The organism is Verrucomicrobiaceae bacterium, assembly GCA_016713035.1.
Taxonomy (GTDB): domain Bacteria; phylum Verrucomicrobiota; class Verrucomicrobiia; order Verrucomicrobiales; family Verrucomicrobiaceae; genus Prosthecobacter.
In genome coordinates this window covers 218,003-244,647 of record JADJPW010000001.1, presented here as the reverse complement: position 1 = coordinate 244,647, position 26,645 = coordinate 218,003, and the positions used below count along the sequence as shown (strand labels likewise).

Here is a 26,645-nt window from a genome sequence, read left to right as displayed (position 1 = left end):
CTGAAAAGGACGCATGTGGAAGCTCGGGTCCTTCGAGACTGCGGCATTATTTTGTCATTTCATATCCGGCACCAATTTTTTCAAATCCGCCGGCAGCCATGCTCGCAACATCGGGCCGGTCGTGGCGGTGGTGATCAGGCACATGATGATGAACATGGTGAAGAGCTTGTCATTGAGCAGGCCCAGATCTTTGCCGACATTGATGGCGATGAGGCCCATGAGCGCACGCGTGTTCATGAGGGCTCCGATGCTGAGTCCCTCACGCCAGCTCGCTCCACCCCAGCGTGCGCCGAGGGTGCAGCCACCGAGCTTACCCAGGATGGCGATGCCACAGACCAGCGCACAGCCGATCCATGCCGTAGCGTCGTTGAAAGAGTCGATTTTGGTGCCGAGGCCCGTGTTGGTGAAAAAAATGGGTACGAGGGCGACGATGACGAAGTCGGCGAATCGTTCACGCCAGGCTCGCACGAGACTGGTTTCGCTGTGAAGAGCGACTCCGAGGGCAAAGGCTCCGAAAATGGCAAAAATGCCGAGATTATTGGTGATGAGAGCGGAGATGAAGAGAGCGCAAAGCAAGAGCGCGAGGTAACCCGGCGTGAAGGTGGTGGTTTGGTGCTGTGCGCACTGTTTGCGCCAGAGTTGGATGAGCAGCGGGCCGACGACTTTCATCATTACGACGAAGTAAAGGGTGATGAGCGCCACTTGGCCGAGAAAGGGCAGCCAGGAGAAAGAGTTACCGAGTTTCACAATGGCGCTGGCGATACCGAGGAAGATCCAGCCGATGGCATCATCAATGGCGGCGGCGCTAATGGCTGTGGCACCGAGTGCGGTGCGCTCCAGCCGCATTTCTAACAGGATGCGGCCCATAATGGGGAGGGCGGAGATGGCTAAGGCGATGCAGATAAAGAGCTTGAAGCCAAATTCGGGTAATTCGGGTGCAAAGGTGCGGTGCAACCATGGTGCGATGGCTAGCCCGCCTAACAGTGGGGCGAGGATGCCCATGAGCGAGGATGCAAAGACGACGCGTGATTTGGCCCGTAGATGTGAAAAGTCGAACTCCATGCCGACCTGAAAGAGCATGAGCATGAGTCCGATTTTTGCGAGTAGAGCAAGTGAGCCTTTGATCTCATCTGGAAAGATGAAGGCGACCCAATCCGGTGCCAAGAGGCCGAGAAAGGAAGGGCCCAGAAGTAAACCGGCTGCGATTTCGCCCACAGCAGGTGGTTGCCCGATGCGGCGGCAAAGACGGCCCATCAGCCACGAGGCGGCGATGATGACGATCCAGCCGAGGAGAACGAGCTTGAGGTGGTCTTCGATTTTGGCGGGATTCATGTGGACCGCTAGAATCCATCAACACGACGGTAACGAAAATAGACTTTCGACATGACTTTGATGCCGAAGAGGCATTTTTCAGGCCGGGGTGATGCTGCGAGCGCCGATGCCGGGACGCTGAGGCATGAGCAGAGTGCCTTTGTCGTAATAGAGGCCATCGAAATCGTCATTGGCGACGTAGAAGTGGCCATCGAGGTCGATCCAATCGGCCCAGGGGGCGAGATGGGCTGCGGTGGTGACTCCGAGGCTCGTCTCGATCATGCAGCCAAGGAGGACACGGAGGCTGTGCTTCCGTGCTGCCGCGATCATGGCCACAGCGCCATCAAAACTGCCGCATTTGAGCAGCTTCACGTTCACGCCATCGACATAGGGCGCGAGGGCTTCCACATCGGCAGCAGTTTGAGCACTTTCATCTGCGAAGATGGGCGGTGCCTTGGCGCTGAGATTGGCTCGCAGATCGATCCATGCATCAATGCCATGGCGATGGTGTATGGGCTGCTCGATGAGTGCTGGCTCGTACTCTGCGAGTTTTTCGATCATGGAGACGGCTTGCACAACATCCCAGCCACCATTTACGTCGATCATGATTTGGGCCTCTGGTGCGGCCATGCGTGCGACGGAGACGGTGGCGATGTCGAGCCCGAGGTCGCCACTGCCGAGCTTGAGCTTCAAGACGCGGAAATCTGCTGCTAGTGCGCGGACTTTATCCGCAAAAGCTGCGAGATCGTCTGGAATGCCGAGTGAGCGGCAGCCTGGGGGCACGACGCCAGCGCTGCCGAGCGAATCCGCCGCGATGCTGCTGAGGGGCTGATTTTGCGCCGTGCAGAGGATGTCGTGACGGAGGAGATTGAAGGCGAGGGAGGCTGTTTGGGGCAGTTTTTGGGGCAAAACTGCCTGTGTTACGATGCGAAGTGTTTCATCTGGGTTTTCGCCGTAATAGGGAACGAAAGGTGCCTCGACAGTGTGCGAGTCTTGCTGGATGCGCAGCACTTGGCGCGTGCTGGAGGTGCCGTGGGCGATGCGAAAGGGCTCGCGGAGGTGCAGCGTGTGGAGGTGGCAGTTCATGGACATTTTAGTCCACGGTCGGGACGGAAAGGTCAAATGGGGAACTGAGAAGAGATGCCGCTGGAGGTGACTCTCTGGACTTCACATTCAGAATCAGCGTGTGGAGGCTGTGGAAGATGCTTTCGCTGCGGCGATGTCCTTGCGGCGGAAGCCCTGAACTCGGCCATTACCACGGTAGAGATAAACTTTTTTAACATCGTCCAACGTCATGAGCACCCAGGGGGAGAGTAGGTTTCGCCCATTTTTAGTATAGACGAGCTGATCAGCGAGGAAGACGCAGGAGTGGAAGGCATCTCCAGTGTTGTTATCGAGGAAGAATAAAACGTCTCCAAATTGATAAGGTGCTTCGACGGGCGTGAACTGCTCAAGAACCTGACTGGTGGCCAGACCAGAGTCTAGTAGATACTGATGGGGCTCGAAGTTATAGAAGTTCAGGCAGGTCCAGTGGCAGTCTGGAAGGAGGCCGTTTTTGGCCATGTCCAGACCGGGGTAAGTATAGAGCAGCTTGCGAGCGAGGGCCGGGAGAATCTGTGAGATGCCCAAGTCGGGCAGGGTTTCATTCTCGATGATGGAGGTGATGATAGGCTCGATGTCTTTGCGCCGGATACCGACGCCAAAGGACCAATAGTTCAGCAGAGCAGGTACGTCTGTGCTGTGATCGAGGTGGAGACGAACCATCAGCGCACGGGTGCGAGTACAGGCCTTAAAAATGGTCTTCGCTTCGGTGTCAGATTTGGCGTAGCTAATGAGGAGCGGGATGTCACTAAAGGCCGTGGTTTCGCCGCGTTTGTAGCTAAGTTTGTCGATCTTATCGATCAGCTCTGGGCGCAGTTTACTGCCTTTGTACCATTCCTGCACACTCGCACCGATGATGAGCACTGGATCGACGTGGTATTCGTTCGGCGGGTATTTCGATAGCTCCGTGTAGATCGTTGCACGGGATTCTGAGGTGAGGGATTCGACATCTGCGACACTCGGAATGATGTGCAGAAAAGCATCTTCGTGGACGATGTGAGGCTTTGTGGAGAGATTTTTGGACAAGCTCCTCTGGGAGCCCTGCTGATTTTAGAAAAGTAGGTAAGGATGCTTCAAAGTCGGCAGGGAAAGTCCAGCGCGGCTGCGTGCTAGGTAACGAGAAGTTTTCTAAAAGCGACTGCGGTGCCTCTAGGTAAATAAAATGACCTCGTAGATCACCCCAGGGGCCCGAGCTAGACTGGTAGTCGCTCTTGGCGGCTTCGGCTGGCTCACTTACTGGGCTAGAAGGAACGGGTGGGGCCAGGATGATCTGTGGCAACATCATGGGCTGCTGACTTATGCCGTTAGAACGCAGTATCCCATTTGCAAACTGGGCAGAAGAAGGAGTCTCCACGGCCAAAAAAGCAATTAGGGCACAGAGAAGCATCCAGAGGTTTCTGGTAGTCGTAGGATACCCGGAAGAAGGTGTGACAATTATAGGCATCAATGTGTGGCGCTCGTGGCGGGGAGGCGTGTAGCATGATACGCTACAACAGCACGGTATTTTTTGTGCTTTTTATGAATTAATTCACCTAACACGCCAAGATTAGGTTGGTTTGTCGAGATTGAGCATTGGTGGGCGTCCTGACCTAGCATTCGGCTGCTGGGGAGTGCTGGGGACTATTGAGAGATTGTTTCCTGGGGCTATCAGGTCGCTCCAGCATCCTGCGTTGCATTCCATCTACCTGTGGCCTAGATAGCCGCCCTTTTCCACACCACTGCCGGATGCCCATCGAAACTACCCGAAACTTCTCCATCATCGCACACATCGACCACGGGAAGACCACGCTCTCCGACCGTCTCCTGGAGTTCACCAACACCATCACCGTGCGCCAGCAGCAGGACCAGCTCCTCGACAGCATGGACCTCGAGCGCGAGCGCGGCATCACCATCAAGGCACACCCCGTGTGCATGAACTACACGGGCCGCGATGGTAAAGAGTACAAACTCAACCTGCTGGACACGCCTGGTCATGTCGATTTCAGCTATGAAGTGAGTCGCTCTCTCGCCGCCTGTGAAGGTGCCCTCTTGCTCATCGACGCGTCACAGGGCGTAGAGGCCCAGACCGTGGCGAATTTGAACCTGGCCTTCCAGCAAAATCTGCACGTCATCCCCGTCATCAATAAGGTCGATCTGCCCAGCGCCGACATCGAAAAGTGCAAACGTCAACTTGAGGACATCCTTCAGCTCCCAGCGGACCAAGCCGTCCCCGCTAGTGCGAAGATGGGCATCGGTATCCAGGACATTCTGGAGGCCGTGATCGCCTTCATCCCGCATCCTACCGATCCAGGGGATGGCTACCTCCGCGCTTCCGTCTTTGATTCCATTTTTGACCCTTATCGTGGCGTCGTCAGTTATGTCCGTGTCATTTCGGGCACCATCATTCGTGGCCAAAAGGTGCGCATGATGTCCACCGGGCTCGATTACGAGATCAAAGACGTCGGCATCTTCCGCCCGAAGATGGTCAGTTGTGAAAAGCTGGAGCCCGGCGACGTCGGCTACCTCATTGCCAACGTGAAAACCACCGCCGATGTGAAAATCGGCGACACGCTCACCGAGACACGCAAACCTGCGCCGCAGCCTCTCCCCGGTTTCAAAGAAATTCATCCGCTCGTCTTCAGTGGCATCTATCCAGTCAGTACAGATGACTTCGAGAGCCTGAAAGCCGCCGTCGGCAAGCTCCAGATCAATGACGCCGCTTTCACCTTCATGAGTGAGAGCTCCGCCGCGCTCGGTTTCGGCTTCCGCTGCGGTTTCCTGGGCCTACTGCACATGGAGATCATCCAGGAGCGGCTGCGCCGTGAGTTTAACATGGACGTCATCTCGACCTATCCGTCCGTGATTTACCAAGTCCGCAAAACCGACGGCACGGAGATGGAGGTGGATAATCCCTGCTTCCTCCCCAGTGCCCAGGAGATCGACGAAATCCGCGAGCCCATCGTGAAGGTCAATATCATGATCCCCAATGAACACATTGGTGACATGATGCAGCTCGTGATGGATAAACGCGGCCAGGTCAATAACACCGAGACGCTCGATGACCGCCGCGTGCTCCTGCACACCGTCCTGCCACTCAATGAGATCCTGGTGGACTTTAACGACAAGCTCAAGTCCATCACCCGTGGCTACGGCAGCATGGACTACGAGCACGCAGGCTATGAGGCCGCAGAACTCGTCAAAATGGACATCCTCATCGCGGGTGATCCCGTGGATGCCTTCTCCTGCATCGTTCACCGTGGCAAAGCGGAGAGCCGTGGTCGCCAGCTCTGTGCAAAGCTCAAAGAAGTCATTCCACAGCAACTTTTCGTCGTCGCTATCCAGGCCGCCATCGGGGGCAAAATCATCGCCCGTGAGAGCATCAGTGCCCTGCGCAAAGATGTGACGGCCAAGTGCTATGGCGGCGACATTAGCCGTAAACGCAAGCTCCTCGATAAGCAGAAGGAAGGTAAAAAGAAGATGAAAGCCATCGGTAAGGTCAATATCCCCCAAGAGGCCTTCATCGAGGTGCTCAAGAATAACTAAAGCTGCTCGAATCGCTGATTTATGAATCCAGATTCCTCGTTCATCGATCAAGCTCCCCCAGAACCAGGAATCGTGAATCTCAACACAGGAATCCATCCATGTTCTTTCTGACTCCGCGCTACCTCAAGAACGCCAAGCTCCTCCACAAAGGGGTCACTCGCTTCATCAACTACAAGCGGGACATTCTCCCTCCCGCGAAGCTCGATGAGATCACCACGCTTCGATCTGGTCTGGAGGATGCCATGCGTGCAAAAGATAAAGAGCGCATCGACACCCTCAGTGAGCAAATCAATGCTACCTGCGAAAAGGCGCTCCCTGTCACGCCGCACTCGGAGATCGCAGACAATATCGAGGTCTTTTTCGTCGCCATCGTCGTCGCCTTTGGCATCCGCACCTACATCGCACAGCCATTTAAAATCCCTACCGGGTCCATGCAGCCCACGCTGTACGGCATTGTCGCTAATCACACGGAGGACGACACCTCGCCGAACATCTTGGCACAGGCGAAAGACTTCGTCACCGGGCGCAGCTACATCAATGTCGTCTCCGATCACACCGGCACCATACGCTCCCGTGAGCCACTCACGGAGCATGGCGTCCTCGGCTTCTTTACCCACTGCAAGCTGCACTTTGAGGATGGTCATAGCATCCGAATCTGGGCTCCCTTATCGCAGCTCATCAATACCCACTTCAATCTCGGTCTGTTCCAGTATGTCGGAGCAGCTCCAGAGGTGGATCGCTCGGTGATCACGCCAGATCGCGTGGGGCAGCATTATCCAGGCGGACTTAGCGGACGTCTCGTGACCAAGGGGCAAACTCTCGCCCGTGGCACGCTCGACACGGGAGATCATGTTCTCGTCAATAAATTCGCCTACCACTTTCGTCGTCCAGAGCGTGGTGAGGTCTTTGTTTTCACCACCAAGAACATCAACAGCCCCAATATGCACATTCCGGCTGAACAGGGATCTCAGCACTACATCAAGCGCCTTGTCGGCGTCCCTGGAGATACTTTGGAAGTCAAAGAACCTGAGCTTTGGGTCAATGGTAAGCCTGCCGAAGAGCCCGGCATGAAACGCGTTGCTTCCAAGGAGGGGCAATATCGTGGTTACGGAGCGATTTATCACCTTCAGGCCGGAGACCAAAAGCAGCTCTCCTCTGGTCAATACTGGGCCATGGGTGACAATAGCTTCAACAGCTCAGACAGCCGCTACTGGGGCCATGTGCCTGAGCGGAACCTCGTTGGGCCAGGGCTGTTCTGCTATTTCCCCTTTGGGAGAAATTGGGGCCTGATCCGCTAGGCAGTATTTTGAATCTCCCATTCATTTGGGTGCGACGACGGGCAAAAACTGCACGGCATCGGCTATGACAACTTTGGAGGGATCTGTGCCTTCATTGGAGATGCGGACAAAACCCATGTGGCCTTTGGCAAAGCGAAAGATGCCCAGGCTGCGGAAAAGTCGGCCATGCGCGGGCTCCTTCTGCTGGTCGATGCGCAGGGTGGTTTCTCCATCAGCGTGGTGGATGGTTACGGGAGTATTGGTAGCACGGCGCACATTGTAGCAATGCGCCAGCCGCACTTCATACCAGCCTGCGGTGGGTAAATCCGGTGTGAAGGTGACGGATTTGTGGCCTTTGCCTGCCTTCATATCATGCAGATAACCCAGCCCGACATAAGGCGGTGTGTGCGTGGAATACTGCCACTGGCCAGTGAGCTCGGCGCTGGTCTCATCGACGAGGATGCCCGGCAGTGTCGCTGGATCTGCGACGATGAATTTCACCATCTCAGGCCGATCCACTTCACCTGGAGGATGGGTGTTGGCCAGGGCCTGTGGGTGGGGTTTAGTTGGCTCCACTGCGAGCGAGGTTGAGAGGGCGAGGAAAAGGGGCAAGGGGCGCATCGGATTGTCTCTTTCAGCATAGTAAGGCCTCTCGCAAACACTAGCGGCACGGCAAATCCCGAGTAAAAGCCGCACCGTCCCGCCCCATGCGCTCGATACCATCCCTGACATCCCCCTCCTCGGCCCAGGCCCCTCCACCACGGCACCAGAGGTATATGCGGCACTCTCCAGGCCTATTTTGGGGCAACTGGACTCCACTTCCATCGGCCTCATGGGCTGGGAACCTTGAGCAAGGTGCTCTAAAAAATCGTCCGAAGTGCTCATGATGCCGCGATTTCTTCAGCAGCCGCTTTTTTGGCGATCCGCCGTGCTGGTGTGGATCGGTGTGTTGTACTGGCTCTCAGCGCAGAGCACGCTGCCATCGCCGCCAGGAGTCCAGGGCATCGATAAGATCGAGCATGCAGGTTACTTCACCCTGGGTGGTTTTTGTTTCCTGATGGGGCTGCGGCTGGCGGGGAAGGCGCAGCGCAAGTGGCTGGCGCTACTGCTTACCGTGTTGTTTTGTTCCTTTGTGGGCATTTGGGATGAGTGGCATCAGCTCCACGTCCCTGGCCGCAGCGGCGGAGATGTCGGCGACTGGTTCGCAGACACTCTGGGAGGATTATTTGGCACGCTGGCCGTGCTCGCGGTGGAGAAATATTTCCGTCGCCGCGTCAGTGCTGGGTGAATGCCGTGAAGTGGCGCTTTGGGGCCGCGTGCGAGGTGTAGCGCTCAAGAGAGCTCCTTGCCCTTCGTCTCAGGGCAGAACCACACGAGCACGATGCCTAGCAAATAAATGAAGCACAAGACGCTGCCCGCTTTCGCGAAAGAGCCGCCGAAGTAGGACATGAGATTGGCCGTCTGGAGGGCTCCGATAGCGGCTAGGACGCGACCAAAGTTAAAGCAAAAGCCCTGGCCCGTAGCACGGACTTGGGTGGGGAAGAGTTCCGGGAAATAGAGCGGGAAGAAGCCGTAGAACGAGGCGCTGATGCCACCGATGAGGAAGCCGGTGAAGAGGAACCAATTCGTGTAGCTCTCATTCGTCTGATAAAACAGCAGCGCAGCGATAATCGTAGCGACACACAGGATGGTGTAGGTGATGCGGCGGCCAAATTTATCGCCCATGAGTGCGGCGACCATGGTGAAGATGATGGCTCCGGTGGCGGTCCAGATTTGTGCCCAGTCTTTGGCATGCAGCGCGGGGTCACCTGCGAGCTCTTCCGCCCACTTCGGAGCCCATTGCACGGCTCCCCAGGTGCCCATGAGAGCCACACCAGCTAGCCCAGCACCGAGTAGCATGCGTTTGATGATGAATGGCCTGCCATGCGCAGGGTCTTGGGATGCCGCACGACCGAGATACTGCCAAACGGGGTAAAGATAGCCCAAGAGCGTGATCACGAGTCCCACGATTGTCACCAGAATCGCCAATGGGACTGGGACCGCGGTAAAGGGCGACCAGACCGCCACGATGCTCAATGCAGAGACGCAGCCGATGAGCACACCGAGCAGATCCTTCGTCGCCCAGTGATCGGTGGCACCGCGGGCTTTTTCTTCCTCCCACTTTTTCGATTCACCGACAAAGAGCTGGATGAAAAAGACCAAAAAGGCCGGCACAGCACCACTCATCATGAGGATGCGCCAGCCGTTGTTCGAGAGCAGCGTGGTGACGGTTTTTTGAGTGAGACCGATGGCAATGAGCATGTCATTGACACTGCCGAGGACACTGGAGAGCCCCAGGCTGAGGAATCCACCGAGGAGATAGCCCACATTGGCCGCAGCACCGATGAGGCCTGCCACGAGCATGCGTGATTTGCCAGGCCACACCTCATTCACCAGAGCCACACCCAGTGACCACTCGCCGCCCATCCCCAGGGAGGCGACGAAGCGATACACCGCGACGTGCCAGGCCTCACTAGCCACACCGCACAAGCCCGTGAAAATAGCGTAGGTGAAAATGGACAGCGACATCGCCTTTACCCGTCCGATGCGATCTCCCAGCCAGCCGAAAACCACACCTCCCGTCGCAGCTCCAACCAGGAACATGGCCATGATCACGCCGAACCATTTATTCAGATCTGCTGCGCCATCTGCCCCGAGAAGCTCTTTGAGCGCATCGCGGCCAGTGAGTGGGAAGAGGCCCATCTCGAATCCGTCGAACATCCATCCTAAAAAGGCAGCGAGGAGAGCGGCATTGCGTGCAGTGGCGGAGTTCGACATGAGGAGTGTGCTTGTGGGAGAGGCGTGGTGATTGGTTGGCTCGGAGGATGGCAACAAACGGGCGCGATGCACTGCTGTTATCGCAGTTTCTAGCCCATGGTCACAATTCGTTCTCGCTCATCCATGCTGCAAAGGCGTGGCCATAGCACAATCTTCACCCTAGGCACGTCTGAAGCAGCATTTGGTGCCTGTGTGACACGCAAACGGTGGCCTCTCACTTCAATTCCTCGATCTGGATGTCTTTGTAGCGGACGATGGAAGTGGCCCCGCCATGGATCTGCACGGCGATGATGCCGCTCATATCGATCCCAGGCTCTGTTTCGGTGTAATCGACGGTTTGCACGCCATTGAGCCAGATTTGAATGCGATTCCCCTGGGCACGGATGCGGTAGTCATTCCATTCACCGAGCGGTTTCTGTGCTTTCGCCAGCAGCTCGGGCGTGGGTTGGGCTAGCATCTTTTTGCGGCGGCTTTCGTCATACAAGGCACCGTCATAGCCTTTCCCGAGATCGGCTTGATAGCCGGAGACCTCGTGGTGATCCGGGATACGCTTCGTGCGGAATTGCACTCCGCCGTTCACAAAGCCCTCGGTTCCTTCCAGCTTCCATTTTAGCGTGAGCTCAAAGTCGCCGTATGACTTTGTCGTGGCCAAAAAGTTGTTTTTCTCCTGCTTTTTCTGCAATGAGCCCGCGACGAATGCACCATCCTCAATCCGCCAAACACTGCCGATGTCGCCCTCCCAGCCGGTGAAGGTTTTTCCGTCGAAAAGTGCCACAGGCTCTGCAAAAGCGGTAGCGGCGACCAAAAGGAAAAGTGCGAGTCGAAGAGGCTTCATGGGTAGGTGAAATAGAAACGCGGCTGAGAGAGCAAACCTTTTGCACTACAGGGCTGCGCCTTGATACCGGCAGTGAGTCAGAGCGACTTGCCGGGACAATACGAAGCGTTGTTGCGATGCTTAGGCCACCAGCGTCTGTTCGCGGGCAGGGCCCACGCCGAGGAGGCTGATGCGGGCTCCGGTGAGCTCTTCGAGGCGCTTGAGGTAGGCTTTGGCCAAAGGTGGCAGATCCGCGAAGCGGGTGATGGCGCTGAGGTCCTGCTTCCAGCCCTGGTGCGATTCGTAGATGGGCTCACAGGCGGCGAGGTCGGCTGCCGTGCTGGGCGGGTAATGGATGATTTTGCCGCGCAGTTTGTAGGCGGTGCAGATTTTGATTTCTTCCAGGCCATCGAGCCCATCGAGGTTGGTGATGGCGAGCTCGTCGGCACCATTGATCATCACGGCGTAGCGGACGAGGACGGCATCCAGCCAGCCGCAGCGGCGTGCGCGGCCCGTGGTGGCTCCGAATTCGCGGCCCATGTTGTGAAGCATGTCGCCGATAGCGTCATTTTCAGTCACAAAGGGGCCGGAGCCGACGCGGGTGGTGTAAGCCTTGCCTACAGCGACCACTTTGTCGATCATGCGCGGTGGGACGCCGGAGCCGGTGCATGCGCCGCCGGAGGTGGTGTTGGAGGAGGTGACAAAGGGGTAGGTGCCTTGGTCGATGTCGAGGTAAGTGCCCTGCGCTCCTTCAAAGAGCAGGTTTTTGCCGGCTTTGATCGCTTCGTGGAGATAGACGGTGGTGTTGGTGATGTGCGGGGCGAGCGTCTTGGCGGCTTCGAGCACTTTTTGCACGGTTTCTTCGACAGGGACGAGTTCGACACCGACTTGGGCAAAGAATTGATTGTGGCGGTCGATACGGGAGCGGAGTTCTTCTTCGAGAATGTCCGGCTGAGTCATGAGGATGGTGCGGATGCCATCACGCTCGACTTTGTCAGCATAGGCAGGACCGATGCCGCGTCCGGTGGTGCCGATCTTTTTGTCTCCGCGCTGGGTTTCGCGGGCTTTATCGAGTCCGCGATGGTAGGGGAGGACAAGGTGCGCGGTCTCGCTGATGAGGAGGTTCTCTGGCGTGATGGTCACGCCTTGGCCGCGTAGTTTGGCCATTTCTTCCAGGAGGCCCAGGGGGTCCATGACGACGCCGTTGCCGATGACGCAGATTTTATCCTTCCAGAGGATACCGCTGGGGATGAGGTGGAGGATGTATTTCTGACCGCCAGAGATGACGGTGTGGCCTGCGTTGTTACCGCCTGCGGCACGGACGACGACGTCGGTGTTTTCGGTGAGGTAATCGACGATTTTGCCTTTTCCTTCATCGCCCCATTGGGCGCCGACTATGATGGTATTGGACATGGGAGGGTGTTTTTTCTGGGAAATGGAGAGTGAGTGGGACGGGGAACGAGGCGCAGGCATGGCGGCCATGCCGAGTGACGCGGGAATCTCATGCGTGGCCTTGTTTCGGCGCACGCACCACGGATCTCGCATCCCTGCTGCCTAGAGAGTTGTGCTTCAGGCGAGCTGCATGGCGAAGTAGGCTGCTGCGCCGCAGGCGATGAGCCCCAGCATGCCGAGGGCGATGAGGGCACCAGCTCCGCTACCTTTGGTGGATTTTTTGCGGGTCTTGGCCGTGCCAAAACCAGTACGCTGGTTGCGATTGTAAGGGCGGGAGGCAAAATCACCGCTGGAGAAGGTGCGGGAGGCTGCGGCACCACCGTGTGGGGCTGCTGCGGCGGCTTCATCGCTGAAAAAGATGCAATCGACGTGGCCCAGAGTGAAGGCACCGCCTTCGCTGAGTTCGAGGCTCTCGACACGCTGCCCGCCGACTTTGGTGCCGTTGGTGCTGCCTAGGTCGGTGAAGAACCAGGAGCCGTTGTCATACACGAATTCGCCATGGTGGCTGGAGACAGAGTCGTCCGCCAGGACGAGGGCATTGTCGTCCGCACGACCGAGGGAGAGGCGTTCGGCGGAGAGTTCGAGCAGGCCGGAGGAGCCGCTGGGAGTGGTGTATTGGATGCGTGGCATGGCGGTGGTCTTTTCTAACCAGCAATGCGGCAGGCGCAAGGCCGGGATGGGGCAGGGGAGTGCGGCTCGGAGTTGCCAGCGTGCATTCACTGCCTAAACCGCATAAATGACCTCCCCCCACCCTCTTTTTGATCTCCACGGTAAATGCGCACTCGTCACTGGCGGCAGCAAAGGACTGGGGAAGGCGATGGCACGCGGTTTTGCCGAGTCGGGAGCCGATGTCTTCATCTCCAGCCGGAATGCGGATGAACTGCGTGCTGCGGCGGCAGAGATCGGCCAGGGACTCTCGGTGAAGGTGGAGTGGATGGTGGCCGACATGGCGGATCGCCTGCAAGTCCGCGCCTTGGCCGCCGAGGCAGAGATGCGGCTGGGAAAGATCGACATCTTGGTCAACAACGCCGGGATCAATAACCCGCAGGCCATTGATGAGATCACGGATGAGGTTTGGGACAAAAATGTCGAAGTGGACCTCACCGCCGTGATGGCCCTGACCCGCGCTATCGTGCCCGGCATGAAGGCGCGGAAATGGGGCCGCGTCATCCACATCAGTAGCGTGCTGGGTGTGGGCGGCAGACTGAAGCGGAACGTGTACTGTGCCTGCAAGGCCGCCCTGATCGGCCTAGCACGGGCCAGTGCGCTGGATTTAGGCCCCTATGGCATCACGGTGAATTGCCTTTGCCCTGGCCCATTCCTCACCGACATGCCGGGGAAGCTGCTCAATGATGAGGAGAAAAAATACTTCGCAGATCGCACGGCGCTGAAGCGCTGGGCTGCCCCGCGTGAGCTGGCTGGGCCTGCGCTGCTGCTGGCCAGTGATGCTGGCAGCTACATCACCGGTGAGGCACTCGTCGTCGATGGCGGTGCTGCGGTGAATGTGCTGTGAGTCCAGAGCTCTCTAAGCCTCGATCTCCAGCTTGTAACGCGGCAGACTGGCATCGACCTCCGTGCTGTAGGCGTCGATGCCGCCAGCGAGGCATTTTGTCTCCGTAAAGCCATGCCCGATGAAGTAAGCTGCCGCATCCAGTGAGCGTGAGCCAGTGTGGTCATAGATGACGATGGGACGTGTCTTTTCCGGGCTGGAAAAAAGCTCCTGTGCGAGTTCCTGCGTCATCAGGCGTGCTCCGGGCAGCTTCACGGCATCATGCTCTTCCCGCGTGCGAACATCGAGAATGATGAGCTCAGGATTCGCCCGGCGCAGTGCCTCGAAATCACGCGGAGCGATGCGTAGGCTGTCATCGGCACGGTGACTGGCGCGGATGTGCTCCATCGCTTCCTCCACGGGGATGTTCTCGTTGCGCTCGCAGACACCCGCGAGCGTCTCACCGGGCTGGAAGCCACAACTGCGGCACCCGCCGATGTGGTATCGGGCAAAGAGCGCTCGCTGAGCACCAGGATAGGCCGCGAGCACCTCGCTCATGGTCATTTCGGCAGATAAAGGAGGGAGTGACATATTATAGAGAGGAGTTCGAACGGATCGAGACGGAGCGGCCATGCGCATCCAGGCCCTCCACCTTGCTAAAAGCTCGCACGATGGGCTCCGAGCGTGCGCAGGCTGCCGGATCGAGCCGGATGATGCTGGTGCGGCGCTGGAACATGTCTGCGGTGATGCCGGGGAAGGACTTGCCGCTGCCGCCCGTGGGCAGCGTGTGGCTAGGCCCAGCCAAAAAGTCACCCACCGCGACAGGTGAGTGATTCCCGAGAAAAATGGCCCCCGCCGTGCGGATGAGGGGCAAAATCTCCGCTTCACGCGTGGTGATGAGGCTGAGGTGCTCTGGGGCGAATTCATTCACCAAGCGAGCTGCGGCCTGCAAATCGGGCGCGAGCATCAGAAACACGCCTTTTTCCAAAACGGGCACCAACTGCGCCTGACGGCTCAGACTGCGACTTTGCTCCTCCACCTGCGAAATGACCTGTTGGAGCAGTTTTTCATCATCGGTGATGAATCCGGCCATGCTGTCCTTTCCGTGCTCAGCCTGCGCTAGGATGTCGGCGGCGATGCAGGCCGGATTTCCGCTGGAGTCGGCCAAAATGAGCACCTCACTCGGACCTGGCAGCAGATCAATGCTCACCACGCCAAACGCCTGCCTCTTCGCCTCCACCACGTAGCTATTGCCGGGGCCGAAAATCTTCACCACCGGCCGGATCGTCTCCGTGCCATATGCCAGCGCCGCGATGGCCTGTGCACCGCCGATTTGATACACCTCCGTGGCACCCGCCAGCTTCAGCGCTGCGAGTAGGCCTGGATTCACCGTGCCATCACGCCCACACGGCGTGCAAACGACGATCTCAGGCACACCCGCCGCCGCCGCGATGGCCACCGTCATCAACGTGGTGCTCACAAGCGGTGCTGTGCCGCCAGGCACGTAGCAGCCAACTCGCTCAAAGGGATGATAGACCTCGCCCACATCGGCCCCTTGCTCATTTTTCATGCTCCAGTCCGTGCGCAGGCTTCTACGGGCAAATTCCGCCACATTTCGCTGCGAGGCCTGGAGGGCGCTTTTCAGTTCTGCATCCGCCGCATCCCACGCAGCATCCAGCGCGGCCTGCGGCACCCGCAGTGTCGCCGGAGTGAGTGCGGCACCGTCGAATTTCGCGGTGAACTCGATCACAGCGGCATCACCGCGCTCACGCACAGCCTGGACGACGCTGCTGACGACTTCCCGCACGGCATCACTAGCCTCCGCGCGGCGGTTGAGGCTGGCAGCAAAGGCGGCGTAATCGGGATCTGAATGGCGGAGGATTTTCATGAAGTTTTGCAGAGGCGAGGGGCATCTCGGAAAGCTCTTTACCGCTAATTTGACGCTAACAAAACGCTAATGAAGGCATCAGAAACCCATTTGGTGAATCAGCGTCGGATTAGCGTCTTATCAGCGGTTCAAAAAGCCTCTCTGAATGACGTGATTCGATACCTGCGCAGATGCACCGGAGCGTCAAATCATTCACTCAAAGCACTTACTTGGTTGGGGTTGCCAGCGCCGCGACGATGGCCCGCACGTTGTGCGCGAGCATCATCTCAAAGGTGTGGGCGTGTTTGGCGGTGCCATCGGCTACGAGCGTGTCACCGAGCTTGATGCCGGTGCTGCGCACGATCTCGGCGAGCACTTTCGGATTGGCTTGGTCTTCTGGGAAGGCTGCCTTGATACCGTTATCGCGGATGATCTGCACGGACTGAGTGATTTTTTTCATGCTAGCGTCCTCGCCGCGTGACATGCCGAGCACGGAGATGGCCTCGAAGCCGTATTCTTTGCAGAAGTAACCAAAGGCGTTGTGCGCAGTGACGAGCTTGCGGTCTGCGCGGGGGATGGCAGCGATTTCTTTTTTCGCCCAGCTTTGTAGGCCTGCGAAGCGCTTTGAGGCCGCCTTTGCTCCGGCTTCGTAGGCATCGGCATGGGCTGGATCGGCCTCGGCAAAGGCATCCGCCACGGCGCGGGCTGCCCGCTTCATATTCTCTGCGCTATGCCACCAGTGCGGATCGAACTCGCCGTGATTGTGATCGTGCCCCTCCTCATGCTCGTGATCGCAGACATAGGGGATGGAGGGCACCTTTTCGCCCACATCAAAGAGTGTCACGCCAGCGCCCAGACTGTCCCGCAGCTTGTCGAGGAAGGTCTCCAGGCCTTTGCCAGAGGCGAGCACCAGCCGTGCTCCGCGCATGGCGGCGATGTCCTTTGTCGCGGGCTCGAAGTGATGCACATCGCCACCGGGTTTGAGGATTTCCACCACCTCCACATGCTCACCGCCGACCTGCCGTGCCACATCCGCTACGATCGGATGCAATGTAGCGACCTTGAGACCAGCAAAAGCAGGAACGGCGAGAAAAAGCGAGGCGAGGAGGGTCTTCATGCAAGTTAGTAGCACTTAACCGAGGCTCTCTCAACTTCCTTTTCGCCCCCTCTCTACCCCACGTCACCTTCGCCCAGGATGCTGAGGGTGACGCTTTGCATCGGGCAGTCTTTGAGCGCGACACCCGCCCCGGCCTCGACTTTGACGCAGGTATAAAGAAGCTGGCCGTGGCGCAGTGGGGTATTGCCCGGGGTGGCGAAATAGACCTCGCGGATGACCTCAATGACGACTTGGGCCTCCCACGGACTCATGCCAGTGCCGGATGTGACTTCGTTGAGCATGCGCTGGTCCTGGGTTTTGGCGGCCAGTCTGCGAGCTTGTTCCGCCTGGCTTTCTTGGGTAGTGATCTTCATGGTGGTGGTGTGTTTTTGGTTTTGTTGACCAACACACCATGAGCCGGATCGTCTGCCGGTTCACCGAACACACTGTCACCTCCTCCCCTCACTGCATACGGGGCTTCTCAGCCCCTCTCAGGGGGGCGGACAGGTGCCCTAATCGTAATTAATCGGTATTTAGACCGGTTCTCAAAAAGAATGTCATATTGAGGCTGTACTTTTTAGAATTGCGGTAATTAATAGGCAGCGGTGGCCCGCCCGTGTATCACACTCAATCTCGAAAACGCGACCTTGGAAGAGGTCTGCGTGGCGATGGATTGCTCACCCACGAAGAAGGGCTTTCGTCGGTTTCGCGCTGCGCTGGCTTTATGAAGGCAAGAGCCGCGAGCAAGTCGCTGACCTCTCAGGCTTCAGCCTGCGGCAGGTTTTGCGCTTCATCCAAGCCTTCAATCTCGCCGGCCTTGATGGTCTCATTCCCGGGGTAGCAGCGGCCGTCGCCGAATCCTGCCCAAGGAACAAGTGAGCGGTAAAATCCTACCTCTCATCGAAGATCCCTCACTGGCCGGACAAAGCCACTGGACCGCTGTGAAATTGCACGGCTGGATCAAGCAGAACCTGCAAACGCAACTCGGCTACAGCACCACCGTGCGCTATCTCCACGAGCACGATTACCGCCTCAAAGTTCCGCGCCCCTGGCCGCTCAATCAGGATGAGGACAAGCGCCAAGCCTTCTGCGAAAAGCTCCAGCGCTGGGTGGCCGATCCGAGCGTCGACTTGTGGTTCAGCGACGAAAGCGGCTTTGAAGGCGATCCGCGCCCGCGCCAGTACTTGGACCAAGATCGGCAAGGTGCGCCACTCACCTTATCTCGGCGAGCACATCCGCTACAATGTGTTTGGCGCAGTGCGGCCCAAAGATGGACGTCTCGGCGCACTGCTCTTCAACCTGTGCGACAGCGTCACTTTTCAGGTGTTCCTTGACACTCTAGCTGAGGAGAATCCGCACGTGGCAGGACGCCGCGCCATCCTGGTGCTCGACAACGCCTCATGGCACAAGACCAAGAGCCTTAACTGGCACCACTTTGAGCCCGAGTATCTGCCACCACGCTCGCCCGATCTCAACGCCATCGAACGCTTGTGGCTGCGCATGAAAGCCGACTGGTTCAACGGCTGGATCGCCAAGACTTCCGAGCAACTTCAGGACCGTATCATCGAGTCCCTGCGCTCTTTGTTCGACCAGCCCTCCATCCTTCAGTCCCAGTGCCGCCCAAAGACGCGTTTATGACATCCTTTTTGAGAGTCGGTCTATATCGGATACGAAGCATTTGCCTTATCCAGTAGCCAAGGGCGATCTAGGACGAGTAGGTCGGACAAACCAATAACCAAGAACTCGATGCTCCACTGTGATCGCTGATTACTTCAGCGCTGTTTGGATCGCTTGGGCGACGGTTTGGCCGAGGAAGTCGTAGCCAGCGGTGTTGAAGTGGACGTCGTTGGGGTTTTGCAGGGTGGAGAGGTGCGGAGTGATGGCGGTGAAGAGGTCGTCGATGGCGATTTGGTTCTTTTGCATGACTTCGGCGGCGGCGGTATTGCGCTCGATGATGGGGGCGGATTTGGATTTTCCATCGGGGGTGTCTGGGCAGGGGGTGGTGCTGGCCCAGAGGAGTTTGGCTCCTGTTTTGCGCATGCGCTCGATGAGCTGTGTCAGGCGTGTCTGGTAGTCGGCGATGGGGGTGGCACGGTCGTGGATGCCGAAGTTGAAGTGGATGACGTCCCATTTGCCGTCACCCAGCCAGATGTCGATGTTTTTGAGCCCGCTGGCAGTGGGGCCGCAGTTGGCGGGGGCGCGGTGCACATTGGCACGGCCTGCGAGGGCCTTGCGGACAGCCTGGGTGTAGCCGCGTGAGACAGAATCGCCGATGAGGAGCACGCGGGGTAGTTTCGGGTCATCCTGGACGAAGTCCCAGGCATTGGAGCGTCCGGCTACTTTTTCACGTTTGTGAATGGGGAGGTAAAAACTGCCGAGTTGGCTCTGCAGGACGCGTTCCCAGGCTTGTTGATCGGCGGGAAGCTTGGCGACGATGGATTGATACTGCTCTTCGAGTGCGGCATCGGCTTGGGCTTTCTTTGCGGCTGCTTCGGCGGCGTTGGTGGGCTCGCCTTTGGGGACGGTGGTGCTGGTCTGGGCGCAGGCAGTGGATGCGGCGATGAGGAGGACAAAGAGGCGATGGTGGAAGGTCATGTGAAAGGGTGTTTTAGACTTCTTCGAGCCTAGTTTTGGCATCTCCGAAGGTTTTTGGCCGCACCTGCATGCGATCCATCATGGAGAGAAAGAGGCGGCAGAGCTGGCGATCTGGTTTGCCAGTGTAATCGAGCACGCGTCCGCCTTTTAGGCCACCGCCGAGGGCGATGATGGGGAGCTCGTCGTTGTTGTGTTTGGCACCGGCCATCATGCTGGAGCAGTGCATGACCATGGTGCTATCGAGCAGGCTGTGCTCGCCTTCGCGGATGGTTTCCAGCTTAGTGGCGAGGTAGGCGAGCTGCTCCATGAAGAACTGATTCACCCGCAGCCAGTCGTCTCCGTCACTATGGCTGAGGAGGTGATGGATCATGTAGTCGATGCCGTGTCCGCTCTGTTGGATGCTAGGCAGATTGGGGAAACGGAGGGCGCTGTGGTCGTTGTTGAGCTTGAGCGTGGTGATGCGGGTGGTGTCTGTCTGAAAGCCGAGCACGAGGATGTCGATCATGAGCCGCATGTGCTCGCCGATGTCCTGGGGGATGCCGTCTGCGGGGCGCTGGATGTTTGGTTTATCCAGAGTGGGGCGCCAGCCTTGGAGCTCGCCGCGTTTGCCGGCGTTTTCGATGCGTTTTTCCACTTCACGCACGCTGTCGAGGTATTCATCGAGCTTGCGCTGGTCATTGCTGCTGATTCCACGGCGTAAGTCCTGGGCATCGGCCAATACGGCATCGAGCACGCTTTTGTCTGCTGGAGAGGCCTCATCTTTAAAGAGCCGATCAAAGGCGAGCGCGGGATACAGCTCTAGCGGAGTGGGGGTGGTGGGTGAGGACCAGGAGATGTGTGAACTATACAGCATCGAATAGTTCTTATGCACGGATGGGTTCGACTTCTCACAGGCGAGCACGAGGCTGGGCACTTTGGTGCTGCGGCCGTAGGTCTGTGCCAGCATCTGATCAAAGCTGGTGCCAGAGCGGATGTCTCCACCACTGGCGATGGGAGCACCCGAGAGCATGTTTCCAGTCTGCGAGGAGTGGATGTTGCCCTTGCGGGCCTCTTCGTGATACAGGCCACGCACAAAGAGCAGCCGGTGACGGAACTCGTGCAATGGAGTGAGCACTTTGCCGAGCTCCATCGCTTTGCCCTGGCCTTTTGCCCACCATTCCTTCGAGTGGAAGCCATTGCCGGAGAAGGTGACGCAGAGGCGCAGGGGTGGCTGGCTGGCGGATGTTTTTTTCTGCGGCTGGTCTCCCCATACTCGGACGGACTCCATCCACGGTAATGCCATGCTGACTCCTGTGCCGCGCAGGAAAGCCCGGCGGGAAAAGGAATGGGTGTGCGCGAAGTTCATTTCACTAGCTGAAACGCATCGAGAATGATAAAACCTTCTGTGCCCGTGTTGCTCAGAGTGAGGGTGGACTCGACTCCGGCCTCTAGCTCGACTTTGCCGATGCTGCGAAAGCTCTCGCCTGGTGCGAGTGGCACCGTTTGATCGACAGTGAGCTTCGTTTCATGCGAGCCGCTGCGGATGAGGATGGGGAGCTGGGTGGTGCGAGTCTCATGGGCACTGTAGGCCATGCGCAGGTCGTATTGGCCACTGGTAGTCGCTTTGAAGCGGAAGGTGGCGATGGACTGGCCATCACTCCGCCGGTCGTCATGTAGGTAGCCGGTGCCGATGTGGGGCTTGAAGCTGCTACTGCGGCTCCAACTCCCGGTCAGCTCTGCCGCTGAGTCATCGAGCACGATGCCCGTGAGGGTTTTCGGGTCGATGGAGATCGCTCCCGCAGGCTCTGGTGGTAAATCGGCCAGCACTGGCAGTGTGAGCACTTGATGCTGGGCTAGGAGTCGCTCACGCAGTGCGGGATAGGGCAGTTTTTGCACGGGGAGGTTCTGTTTTGCGCTCAAGGCGGCAGCGATGCCCGCGCTCTGGCCCAGGATCATCCAGGTGGGCTCCACGCGAATCGACGAGTAGGCCACATGCGTGCTGGAGAGTGCCACGGGCACGAGCAAGTTCGCGCACTCGGCGGCGAGTGGGGTGATGGCGCGGTAGGGGATGTGATAGGCATAGCCGTGCCGCCGCCCTGGCACACGGACGGGCATGATGGTGCCTTCATTGATGACGCCGTCTTTGGTCAGCACACGCTGGCAGTCGTGGGAGTCGATGGGGAAGGAGGAGACGATGATCGCATCCGACTTCTCTGGCTGATCCATGATGTCCTTTTGTGAGACGACATACTCGCCCTTCATGCGGCGGCCCTCACGCACGTAGAGCTGTGGCGACCAGTGGCCCTGCGCGGTGAATTCATCTTGGCAGAGGCCGAGTTCACTCATCTGTTGTCGCAGCACCTCGGGCACAGCCGCATCGGTGGTGAGGAAGTGATACAGCTCCAGCGTGTATTGTCGGTGTGCCTCCCAGAGTTTTGCACGGCCAGCCTGATCTGCCTCACACCAGCCATTGCAGCCTCCGACTAGGCCCATGTAGAACTGTTTCCCGATGCCGTTGTTCGCATCAAACTTCTGCCCAGGCAGCGGGTAGAGATCCCACAGCAGGATGGGCCGCTTCTCTTTTGAAAAATAGCGCCGCACAGCCTCGAAGCGTGCTGGATCATACCTGGTGGGATTGGGGAAGGGGACGCGGTTCGCGGCGTCTTTGGTGAGGCAGAGGCGGAAGCTATAGACCATCACCTTTGCATCACCATCCTCGTCCGGGCCTGCATCAGTGGTGGTGACCAGTGGCAGCGGCTGGCCCTGGGTATCACGCCCGTCGATAGGCATGAGAGGCTTGGGATACTGCTTGCCTGCGAGTGATTCACCATAGGCGGCGCGGCCCTCGCGGCCGATGGTCCAGCTCACACCCGCAGCGGCCATCAGATCTCCTTCATAGGTGGCATCGACGAATGCCTTGGCCGTGTAGGTGCCGCCGCTGGTGGTCAGTTGCGTGAGGCGGGTGCCGTCTTTGGCGGCTTTTTGCAGCACCTGAGCGGTGAGCACTTTCACACCTGCTTCATCCAGCATCTCGCGGGTGATTTTAGCCGCCACATGCGGCTCGTAAGTCCAGTGCGTGTGGTCTTTCTTGCTCACGGCATACGGCAGCTTTACCCCGCGCTGCTGGTAGTCTTTTTCGATGCGCAGGTGCCACTCTTCAAAGAGGCCGAGCACGGTGCTGCGCACGGTCTGGTTCGAGTCGCTGAAACAAAGCCCGCCCGTATTCACGCCACCGATGTGGCCACTGGGCTCCAGCAGCAGCACGGAGCTGCCTTCTCGCGCCGCAGCGATGGCCGCACAGAATCCCCCCGGCGTGGCGCCATACACGATCACGTCGGCTTCCGTCGCGGCATGTAGGGTGGTGACGAGTGCGGCGAGGAATGCGATGGAGCGGAGCATGAGATGGAAATTAGGCGAGAATGTCACGCATGACACTGCCATGCACATCCGTGAGGCGTAAATCACGTCCTCCGAAGCGGTAAGTCAGCTGCTCGTGATCCACGCCCATGAGATGAAGGACGGTGGCCCACATGTCATAGACCGTGCAGATGCCATCGACGGCATTGTAGCCGAAATCATCGGTGGCTCCGTGGATGTGGCCGCCTTTGACGCCACCACCGGCCATCCAGACGCTAAAGCCATAGGGATTGTGATCGCGGCCATTGCTGCCCTGGGCGAATGGCGTGCGACCGAACTCGCCAGCCCAGACGATGAGCGTGCTATCGAGTAGGCCGCGTGCGCGGAGATCCTGGATGAGTGCGGCGAGGGGCTGATCGATCTGGTAGCCCATTTTGCCGTGGCCTTCCTTGATGGCACCGTGGTGGTCCCAGGGATTGGCTGCATTGCCACCACCGAGGTTGTAGGAAAGGGTGCTCAGCTCGATGAAGCGCACGCCACGCTCGACGAGTCGGCGTGCGAGGAGGCACTGGCGAGCGTAGGCGGCTTTTTTCGGCTCGGGGTCATCCATGCCGTAGAGCTTCTTCGTGGCTGCGGACTCATCGGAGATGTCGCAGAGCTCTGGGACGGCGCTTTGCATGCGCCAGGCCATTTCGTAGTTGGAAATGGCGGCTTCGATGTGTGGATCGTGCGTGGTGCGGACAAAACGGCGGTCCATGTCGCCGATGAAGTCGAGCTGGCGGCGCTGCATGCTCGCTGGCTGGCGCGGGCGGATGTTGGTGATGGCTTCTGACTCATCTGCCTGGACGATGCTGGCCTGGTGCTGTGCAGGGAGGAAGCCATTGCTGAAAAGCCCCACGCCACCGTGCGGCGTGCGTGCATCCCCGCTTTGGAGCACGATGTAGCCTGGCAGGTCGGAGGCTTCTGTGCCGAGTCCGTAGCTGCTCCATGCTCCGGCGCTGGGATAGCCGAGGAAGGGAAAGCCCGTGTGCATGAAAAAATTCCCCTGTGCATGCTCGCTGAACTTCGCGGTCATGCTGCGGATGATGCAGAGATCATCCACCACGCCTCCGAGATGCGGTAGCAGGTCACTGACCTCGATGCCAGATTTGCCACGCGGCTTGTAGTCCCAGTGGGAGGGCTGCACGGTGCCGTTGTTGTTGAACTGGGTGCGCTTGACGGCCATCGGCATGGGTTTGCCAGCGTATTTGCCCAAGAGGGGCTTCGGGTCGAAAGTGTCGATGTGGGAGACACCGCCGCTCATGTAGCAAAAAATGACGCTGCGTGCTTTTGGGGCGATTTTTCGTGCGCGATGCGTTTGGGGCGTCTGGGCCTGCAAAAGCCCAGAGAGTGCCGCGAGGCCAAATCCGGTGCTGGCCTGTGCCAGGGCTGCTCGGCGTGAAAAAGGAGGTGTCTGCATCATTTGAAGAGCGAAACAGCGCTCGAGGGGCATTTCTCTCACGCGGAACCCGGCTCGACTCAATAGATCAGGATGTTGTAGTCCATCTTGAGGCACTTTTTTTCCAGAAGCGGGAGCTGATCACGGACCTCTTTGGGCATGGGAGGGAGTTCGGCATCACGGATGGCACTGAGGCTGAATTCGGTGAGCAGGGGATTGCTCTGCTTGTCATTTACGATGCGGATTTCCTCCACTTTGCTGCGACTGTTGATGAAGACGATGACCTGGAGGCTACCGTAGGTGACTGCCTCGCGTTTCATCACACGGTAGATGTTCCATTTCTTCCCGATCATGTCCTGCACAGAGCGGATATAGCGGCCTTTGGGGCTGTCTTCGGCATCGACACTGTCTTCACTGCCACGATTGGAGATGGTGCCCTTGATTTCGCTGGTGCGGGTGTGCGGCATGTAGGCATTGTCTTTGGGCGTGAGGACGGTTGAGCGGACTTCCTCCTGCGGGATGGCGATGGCTTTGGCCACGACTTCTTCCGTCTCACGCATCTGCGGGGCTTTGAGCTGAGGCGGCGGCGAGTCGGGTTCCTTCATTTCAGGCTGCTCGGCTCGTTTGACCTCGATTTTGAGGCGATTTTGGTCGCGGGAGGCTAGCTCGGCATCGGTTTCCTCCATCATTTGGAGGAGTGGCTTTTTCGGCGGTGTGTTTTTCGCGACCTGGGGCTGCGGTGGAGTGATGATGGCGGTGGGGCGCGGCGCATCGCGGACAATGACTTTGTTTTGAGCCGGAGCGGAGTCCTCTTTGATCTCGCCGTCGCGGTAATCGCGGTTGGCGAGGTCATTCATCGGGATGGCGATGCCTTCGGTGGTGGGGAGGGCTTTATCTGCGCCGGGGGCGGGTCCGAGCTTGCTGCTGGCCTTGGTATTGCGGTCGGAGATGAAGGCAGAGTCCTTTGGCTTTTCCGTCTGCGGATTGTTCTGCGTGGTGCGGATGTAGATTTCGGTTTTTTTGATCGGCGGCGGTGCTGGCGGCACGATCACGGGCATGAGCTGCTCTGGATAGAGGAGGATGGGCTCTGTCTTGGCCACTGGGGGCTCCTGGAGTCTGCGGAGGGCATTCTGTGCCTCCACGCTGAAAAGCCATGCGAGGAAGAGGAAGACCAGCACATGCACCACCGTGGAGGTGATGATGGCGAGCGGGAGTTCCTTCTCTTGGCGGACGGTCACGGTAGCGGTTTGGCTGCGGGCGTGTGGCTGGAGGCGGTGGCTTCACCGCTGGTGCTGGGAGCGGATTTTTTGCCGGAGGCCAGTTTTTCTGTCGGGGCGATGTTTTTGCCATCGAGACGGCCGATTTTCACGCGTGCGCCATCTGCGGGGAAGGGAATGGGCGTGAGGCAGAGCACAGCGCCTTCTGCGGGAGCTTTTTTGGCCTTTGCATCAATGACTAGATACCGCTCATCACCCAGGAGCGGCTCCACGCTCATGCGGCGCAGCGTGTCTGCTGGCCGGTCGATGAGAATGATCTCATTGCCAGCGCGGACGGTGCTCCGGGGGATGAGAAACACATTTTCCAGCATGCGGCCTTCGATCTCTGCCTCGACAAACTGGCCGATCTTCAGCGGGGGCATGCCATCGCTGCGCCGTGCGTATGGGTCCATGATTTGGGCGATGGCGGTGATTTGGCGTGTTTCAGCATCGAGATTGCTTTCCACTCGCACGAGGTTGCCCTCCCAGAACACGGGCTTGCCATTGTGCATGGCGCGGAGGTGGACCTTCGGCGCGGAGGCGGCCTCTATGCCATCACGGTAGCGCTCTGGCAGCGTGAGGTGCATGCTTTCACGCTCTGGCAGGGGTAGGCGTATCTCCACATAGTCGGTCGCGAAAATGCGGCCTAGCACCGTCCCTTGACTGACGAATTGGCCCACATCGACCCCGAGTTCGATGACTTGGCCATCGTAGGGTGCGCGGATGATAGTGCGCTCCAGATCGCGGCGTGCTTTGACGACGCGGGCCTCCGCTGCGGCGATGTCTGCCTCCGCACGGATGATCTGCGGTGCCCGCACGACTAGCTCGCCGGGCTGGCCAGCACGCCCCAGCGTTTTCCAGCTATCGCGGGCCTGATCGGCGCGTGCTTTTTCCTCCACGAGCATGACTTTCGCCTGAGCGACCTCTGCCTGGGCGATGGTGATGGCCGTCTCGTAGTCCACTGGGTCGAGCTTGATGAGCACCGCGTCTTTTTTGAAGAAGGCACCGGGGCGGAAATTGCTATCGACCTCGATGACCTTCCCAGAGACCTCTGGGTGCATGGTGGAGCGTGTGCGGGGCTGTACCGTGCCCTGTGAGGTGACTCGCACGGGATGTGTTACCGCCTTCAGAGTGATGCCCTCCACGCTGACGAGCGGGGCGGGCATCTCGCGCATTTGCTGCTCTGGCTTGTTGGTGATGAACCAATAGCCCAGCCACCCGCATCCGAGCAGGATGAGGAGCGGCAATAGAGCGCGGAGGAGGTTTAGCATGGC

At 58.6% G+C, this 26,645-nt stretch carries 23 protein-coding genes and 1 pseudogene; 6 read left to right on the top strand and 18 right to left on the bottom strand.

The window, feature by feature from the left end; all coding sequences use genetic code 11:
* Positions 1–54: 54 nt before the first annotated feature.
* The 3 genes from IPK32_01050 to IPK32_01040 form a co-directional block, all read right to left on the bottom strand.
* Entirely contained in the window at positions 55–1,332 is a 1,278-nt protein-coding gene (locus tag IPK32_01050) for a cation:proton antiporter (GenBank protein ID MBK8090606.1), read from the bottom strand.
* 78 nt (positions 1,333–1,410) lie between these two features.
* Entirely contained in the window at positions 1,411–2,397 is a 987-nt protein-coding gene (locus IPK32_01045) for a hypothetical protein (GenBank protein ID MBK8090605.1), read from the bottom strand.
* A gap of 93 nt (positions 2,398–2,490) precedes the next feature.
* A complete protein-coding gene (locus IPK32_01040) occupies positions 2,491–3,438 on the bottom strand; it encodes a hypothetical protein (GenBank protein ID MBK8090604.1) in 948 nt (315 codons plus the stop codon).
* A 699-nt stretch (positions 3,439–4,137) separates the two neighbouring features.
* Between IPK32_01040 and lepA the strand changes: the two genes are divergently transcribed.
* Both lepA and lepB read left to right on the top strand, forming a co-directional pair.
* Complete coding sequence (gene lepA, locus IPK32_01035; protein ID MBK8090603.1) at positions 4,138–5,934, top strand: elongation factor 4; 1,797 nt, start codon at positions 4,138–4,140, stop codon at positions 5,932–5,934.
* Positions 5,935–6,032: 98 nt separating this feature from the next.
* Positions 6,033–7,232 carry a signal peptidase I gene (gene lepB, locus IPK32_01030; protein ID MBK8090602.1) on the top strand — a complete coding sequence of 400 codons (1,200 nt, stop codon included), beginning with the start codon at positions 6,033–6,035 and terminating at the stop codon, positions 7,230–7,232.
* Positions 7,233–7,253: 21 nt separating this feature from the next.
* On the opposite strand, the pseudogene IPK32_01025 reads toward lepB, so the two are convergent.
* Positions 7,254–7,775: pseudogene (locus IPK32_01025) on the bottom strand (xanthan lyase).
* Between the two features lie 319 nt (positions 7,776–8,094).
* Between IPK32_01025 and vanZ the strand changes: the two are divergent.
* Complete coding sequence (gene vanZ / locus IPK32_01020; protein ID MBK8090601.1) at positions 8,095–8,499, top strand: VanZ family protein; 405 nt, start codon at positions 8,095–8,097, stop codon at positions 8,497–8,499.
* Positions 8,500–8,543: 44 nt separating this feature from the next.
* Here vanZ and IPK32_01015 read toward each other — a convergent pair whose 3' ends face one another.
* The 4 genes from IPK32_01015 to IPK32_01000 all read right to left on the bottom strand — a co-directional run bounded on the left by IPK32_01015 (position 8,544) and on the right by IPK32_01000 (position 13,014).
* Positions 8,544–10,028, bottom strand: coding sequence for an MFS transporter (locus tag IPK32_01015; GenBank protein MBK8090600.1), 1,485 nt, complete (start codon positions 10,026–10,028; stop codon positions 8,544–8,546).
* Between the two features lie 214 nt (positions 10,029–10,242).
* Entirely contained in the window at positions 10,243–10,863 is a 621-nt protein-coding gene (locus IPK32_01010) for a DUF1080 domain-containing protein (protein ID MBK8090599.1), read from the bottom strand.
* 120 nt (positions 10,864–10,983) lie between these two features.
* Positions 10,984–12,255: an adenylosuccinate synthase gene (locus tag IPK32_01005; GenBank protein ID MBK8090598.1), complete on the bottom strand. Its 1,272-nt coding sequence runs from the start codon at positions 12,253–12,255 to the stop codon at positions 10,984–10,986.
* Positions 12,256–12,411: 156 nt separating this feature from the next.
* A complete protein-coding gene (locus tag IPK32_01000) occupies positions 12,412–13,014 on the bottom strand; it encodes an FHA domain-containing protein (protein ID MBK8090597.1) in 603 nt (200 codons plus the stop codon).
* Positions 13,015–13,030: 16 nt separating this feature from the next.
* Here IPK32_01000 and IPK32_00995 point away from each other — a divergent pair, with 16 nt between their 5' ends.
* Positions 13,031–13,807 carry an SDR family oxidoreductase gene (locus IPK32_00995; GenBank protein ID MBK8090596.1) on the top strand — a complete coding sequence of 259 codons (777 nt, stop codon included), beginning with the start codon at positions 13,031–13,033 and terminating at the stop codon, positions 13,805–13,807.
* A gap of 12 nt (positions 13,808–13,819) precedes the next feature.
* Here the strand turns inward: IPK32_00995 and IPK32_00990 are convergent, their stop codons facing one another.
* The 4 genes from IPK32_00990 to IPK32_00975 all read right to left on the bottom strand — a co-directional run bounded on the left by IPK32_00990 (position 13,820) and on the right by IPK32_00975 (position 17,120).
* Positions 13,820–14,416: a rhodanese-like domain-containing protein gene (locus IPK32_00990; protein ID MBK8090595.1), complete on the bottom strand. Its 597-nt coding sequence runs from the start codon at positions 14,414–14,416 to the stop codon at positions 13,820–13,822.
* The gene (gene hisD, locus IPK32_00985) at positions 14,376–15,671 is read right to left on the bottom strand and encodes a histidinol dehydrogenase (protein ID MBK8090594.1); all 1,296 of its coding nucleotides are present in this window, start codon (positions 15,669–15,671) and stop codon (positions 14,376–14,378) included. The genes IPK32_00990 and hisD overlap by 41 nt, the downstream gene beginning before the upstream one ends.
* Before the next feature lie 205 nt (positions 15,672–15,876).
* Positions 15,877–16,767, bottom strand: a complete 891-nt coding sequence (locus IPK32_00980) for a zinc ABC transporter substrate-binding protein (GenBank protein MBK8090593.1) — start codon at positions 16,765–16,767, stop codon at positions 15,877–15,879.
* A 53-nt stretch (positions 16,768–16,820) separates the two neighbouring features.
* Entirely contained in the window at positions 16,821–17,120 is a 300-nt protein-coding gene (locus IPK32_00975; protein MBK8090592.1) for a hypothetical protein, read from the bottom strand.
* A 187-nt stretch (positions 17,121–17,307) separates the two neighbouring features.
* Between IPK32_00975 and IPK32_00970 the strand changes: the two genes are divergently transcribed.
* Positions 17,308–17,625 carry a helix-turn-helix domain-containing protein gene (locus IPK32_00970; protein ID MBK8090591.1) on the top strand — a complete coding sequence of 106 codons (318 nt, stop codon included), beginning with the start codon at positions 17,308–17,310 and terminating at the stop codon, positions 17,623–17,625.
* A 276-nt stretch (positions 17,626–17,901) separates the two neighbouring features.
* Complete coding sequence (locus tag IPK32_00965) at positions 17,902–18,384, top strand: transposase (protein MBK8090590.1); 483 nt, start codon at positions 17,902–17,904, stop codon at positions 18,382–18,384.
* Between the two features lie 129 nt (positions 18,385–18,513).
* Here IPK32_00965 and IPK32_00960 read toward each other — a convergent pair whose 3' ends face one another.
* From IPK32_00960 to IPK32_00935, 6 genes are read right to left on the bottom strand one after another with little or no spacing between them, the layout of a single operon-like run.
* Entirely contained in the window at positions 18,514–19,341 is an 828-nt protein-coding gene (locus tag IPK32_00960; protein MBK8090589.1) for an SGNH/GDSL hydrolase family protein, read from the bottom strand.
* A gap of 13 nt (positions 19,342–19,354) precedes the next feature.
* Complete coding sequence (locus tag IPK32_00955; protein MBK8090588.1) at positions 19,355–20,623, bottom strand: DUF1552 domain-containing protein; 1,269 nt, start codon at positions 20,621–20,623, stop codon at positions 19,355–19,357.
* A 59-nt stretch (positions 20,624–20,682) separates the two neighbouring features.
* Positions 20,683–22,767 carry an FAD-dependent oxidoreductase gene (locus IPK32_00950; protein ID MBK8090587.1) on the bottom strand — a complete coding sequence of 695 codons (2,085 nt, stop codon included), beginning with the start codon at positions 22,765–22,767 and terminating at the stop codon, positions 20,683–20,685.
* Positions 22,730–24,139: a DUF1501 domain-containing protein gene (locus tag IPK32_00945; GenBank protein MBK8090586.1), complete on the bottom strand. Its 1,410-nt coding sequence runs from the start codon at positions 24,137–24,139 to the stop codon at positions 22,730–22,732. Before IPK32_00945 ends, IPK32_00950 begins: the two co-directional genes overlap by 38 nt.
* A 56-nt stretch (positions 24,140–24,195) precedes the next feature.
* Positions 24,196–25,353 (bottom strand): hypothetical protein, encoded by a 1,158-nt coding sequence (locus IPK32_00940; protein ID MBK8090585.1) that lies wholly within the window; start codon positions 25,351–25,353, stop codon positions 24,196–24,198.
* Positions 25,350–26,642 carry an efflux RND transporter periplasmic adaptor subunit gene (locus tag IPK32_00935; protein ID MBK8090584.1) on the bottom strand — a complete coding sequence of 431 codons (1,293 nt, stop codon included), beginning with the start codon at positions 26,640–26,642 and terminating at the stop codon, positions 25,350–25,352. The genes IPK32_00940 and IPK32_00935 overlap by 4 nt, the downstream gene beginning before the upstream one ends.
* Positions 26,643–26,645: the final 3 nt, after the last annotated feature.

Coding starts and splice junctions, on each gene's coding strand:
- IPK32_01050 (MBK8090606.1), bottom strand. CDS start 1,332: ATGAATCCCGCCAAAATCGAAGACCACCTCAAGCTCGTTCTCCTCGGC.
- IPK32_01045 (MBK8090605.1), bottom strand. CDS start 2,397: ATGAACTGCCACCTCCACACGCTGCACCTCCGCGAGCCCTTTCGCATC.
- lepA (MBK8090603.1), top strand. CDS start 4,138: ATGCCCATCGAAACTACCCGAAACTTCTCCATCATCGCACACATCGAC.
- lepB (MBK8090602.1), top strand. CDS start 6,033: ATGTTCTTTCTGACTCCGCGCTACCTCAAGAACGCCAAGCTCCTCCAC.
- vanZ (MBK8090601.1), top strand. CDS start 8,095: ATGATGCCGCGATTTCTTCAGCAGCCGCTTTTTTGGCGATCCGCCGTG.
- IPK32_01015 (MBK8090600.1), bottom strand. CDS start 10,028: ATGTCGAACTCCGCCACTGCACGCAATGCCGCTCTCCTCGCTGCCTTT.
- IPK32_01010 (MBK8090599.1), bottom strand. CDS start 10,863: ATGAAGCCTCTTCGACTCGCACTTTTCCTTTTGGTCGCCGCTACCGCT.
- IPK32_01005 (MBK8090598.1), bottom strand. CDS start 12,255: ATGTCCAATACCATCATAGTCGGCGCCCAATGGGGCGATGAAGGAAAA.
- IPK32_00995 (MBK8090596.1), top strand. CDS start 13,031: ATGACCTCCCCCCACCCTCTTTTTGATCTCCACGGTAAATGCGCACTC.
- IPK32_00990 (MBK8090595.1), bottom strand. CDS start 14,416: ATGGCCGCTCCGTCTCGATCCGTTCGAACTCCTCTCTATAATATGTCA.
- hisD (MBK8090594.1), bottom strand. CDS start 15,671: ATGAAAATCCTCCGCCATTCAGATCCCGATTACGCCGCCTTTGCTGCC.
- IPK32_00980 (MBK8090593.1), bottom strand. CDS start 16,767: ATGAAGACCCTCCTCGCCTCGCTTTTTCTCGCCGTTCCTGCTTTTGCT.
- IPK32_00975 (MBK8090592.1), bottom strand. CDS start 17,120: ATGAAGATCACTACCCAAGAAAGCCAGGCGGAACAAGCTCGCAGACTG.
- IPK32_00960 (MBK8090589.1), bottom strand. CDS start 19,341: ATGACCTTCCACCATCGCCTCTTTGTCCTCCTCATCGCCGCATCCACT.
- IPK32_00955 (MBK8090588.1), bottom strand. CDS start 20,623: ATGGCATTACCGTGGATGGAGTCCGTCCGAGTATGGGGAGACCAGCCG.
- IPK32_00950 (MBK8090587.1), bottom strand. CDS start 22,767: ATGTGCATGGCAGTGTCATGCGTGACATTCTCGCCTAATTTCCATCTC.
- IPK32_00945 (MBK8090586.1), bottom strand. CDS start 24,139: ATGATGCAGACACCTCCTTTTTCACGCCGAGCAGCCCTGGCACAGGCC.
- IPK32_00935 (MBK8090584.1), bottom strand. CDS start 26,642: ATGCTAAACCTCCTCCGCGCTCTATTGCCGCTCCTCATCCTGCTCGGA.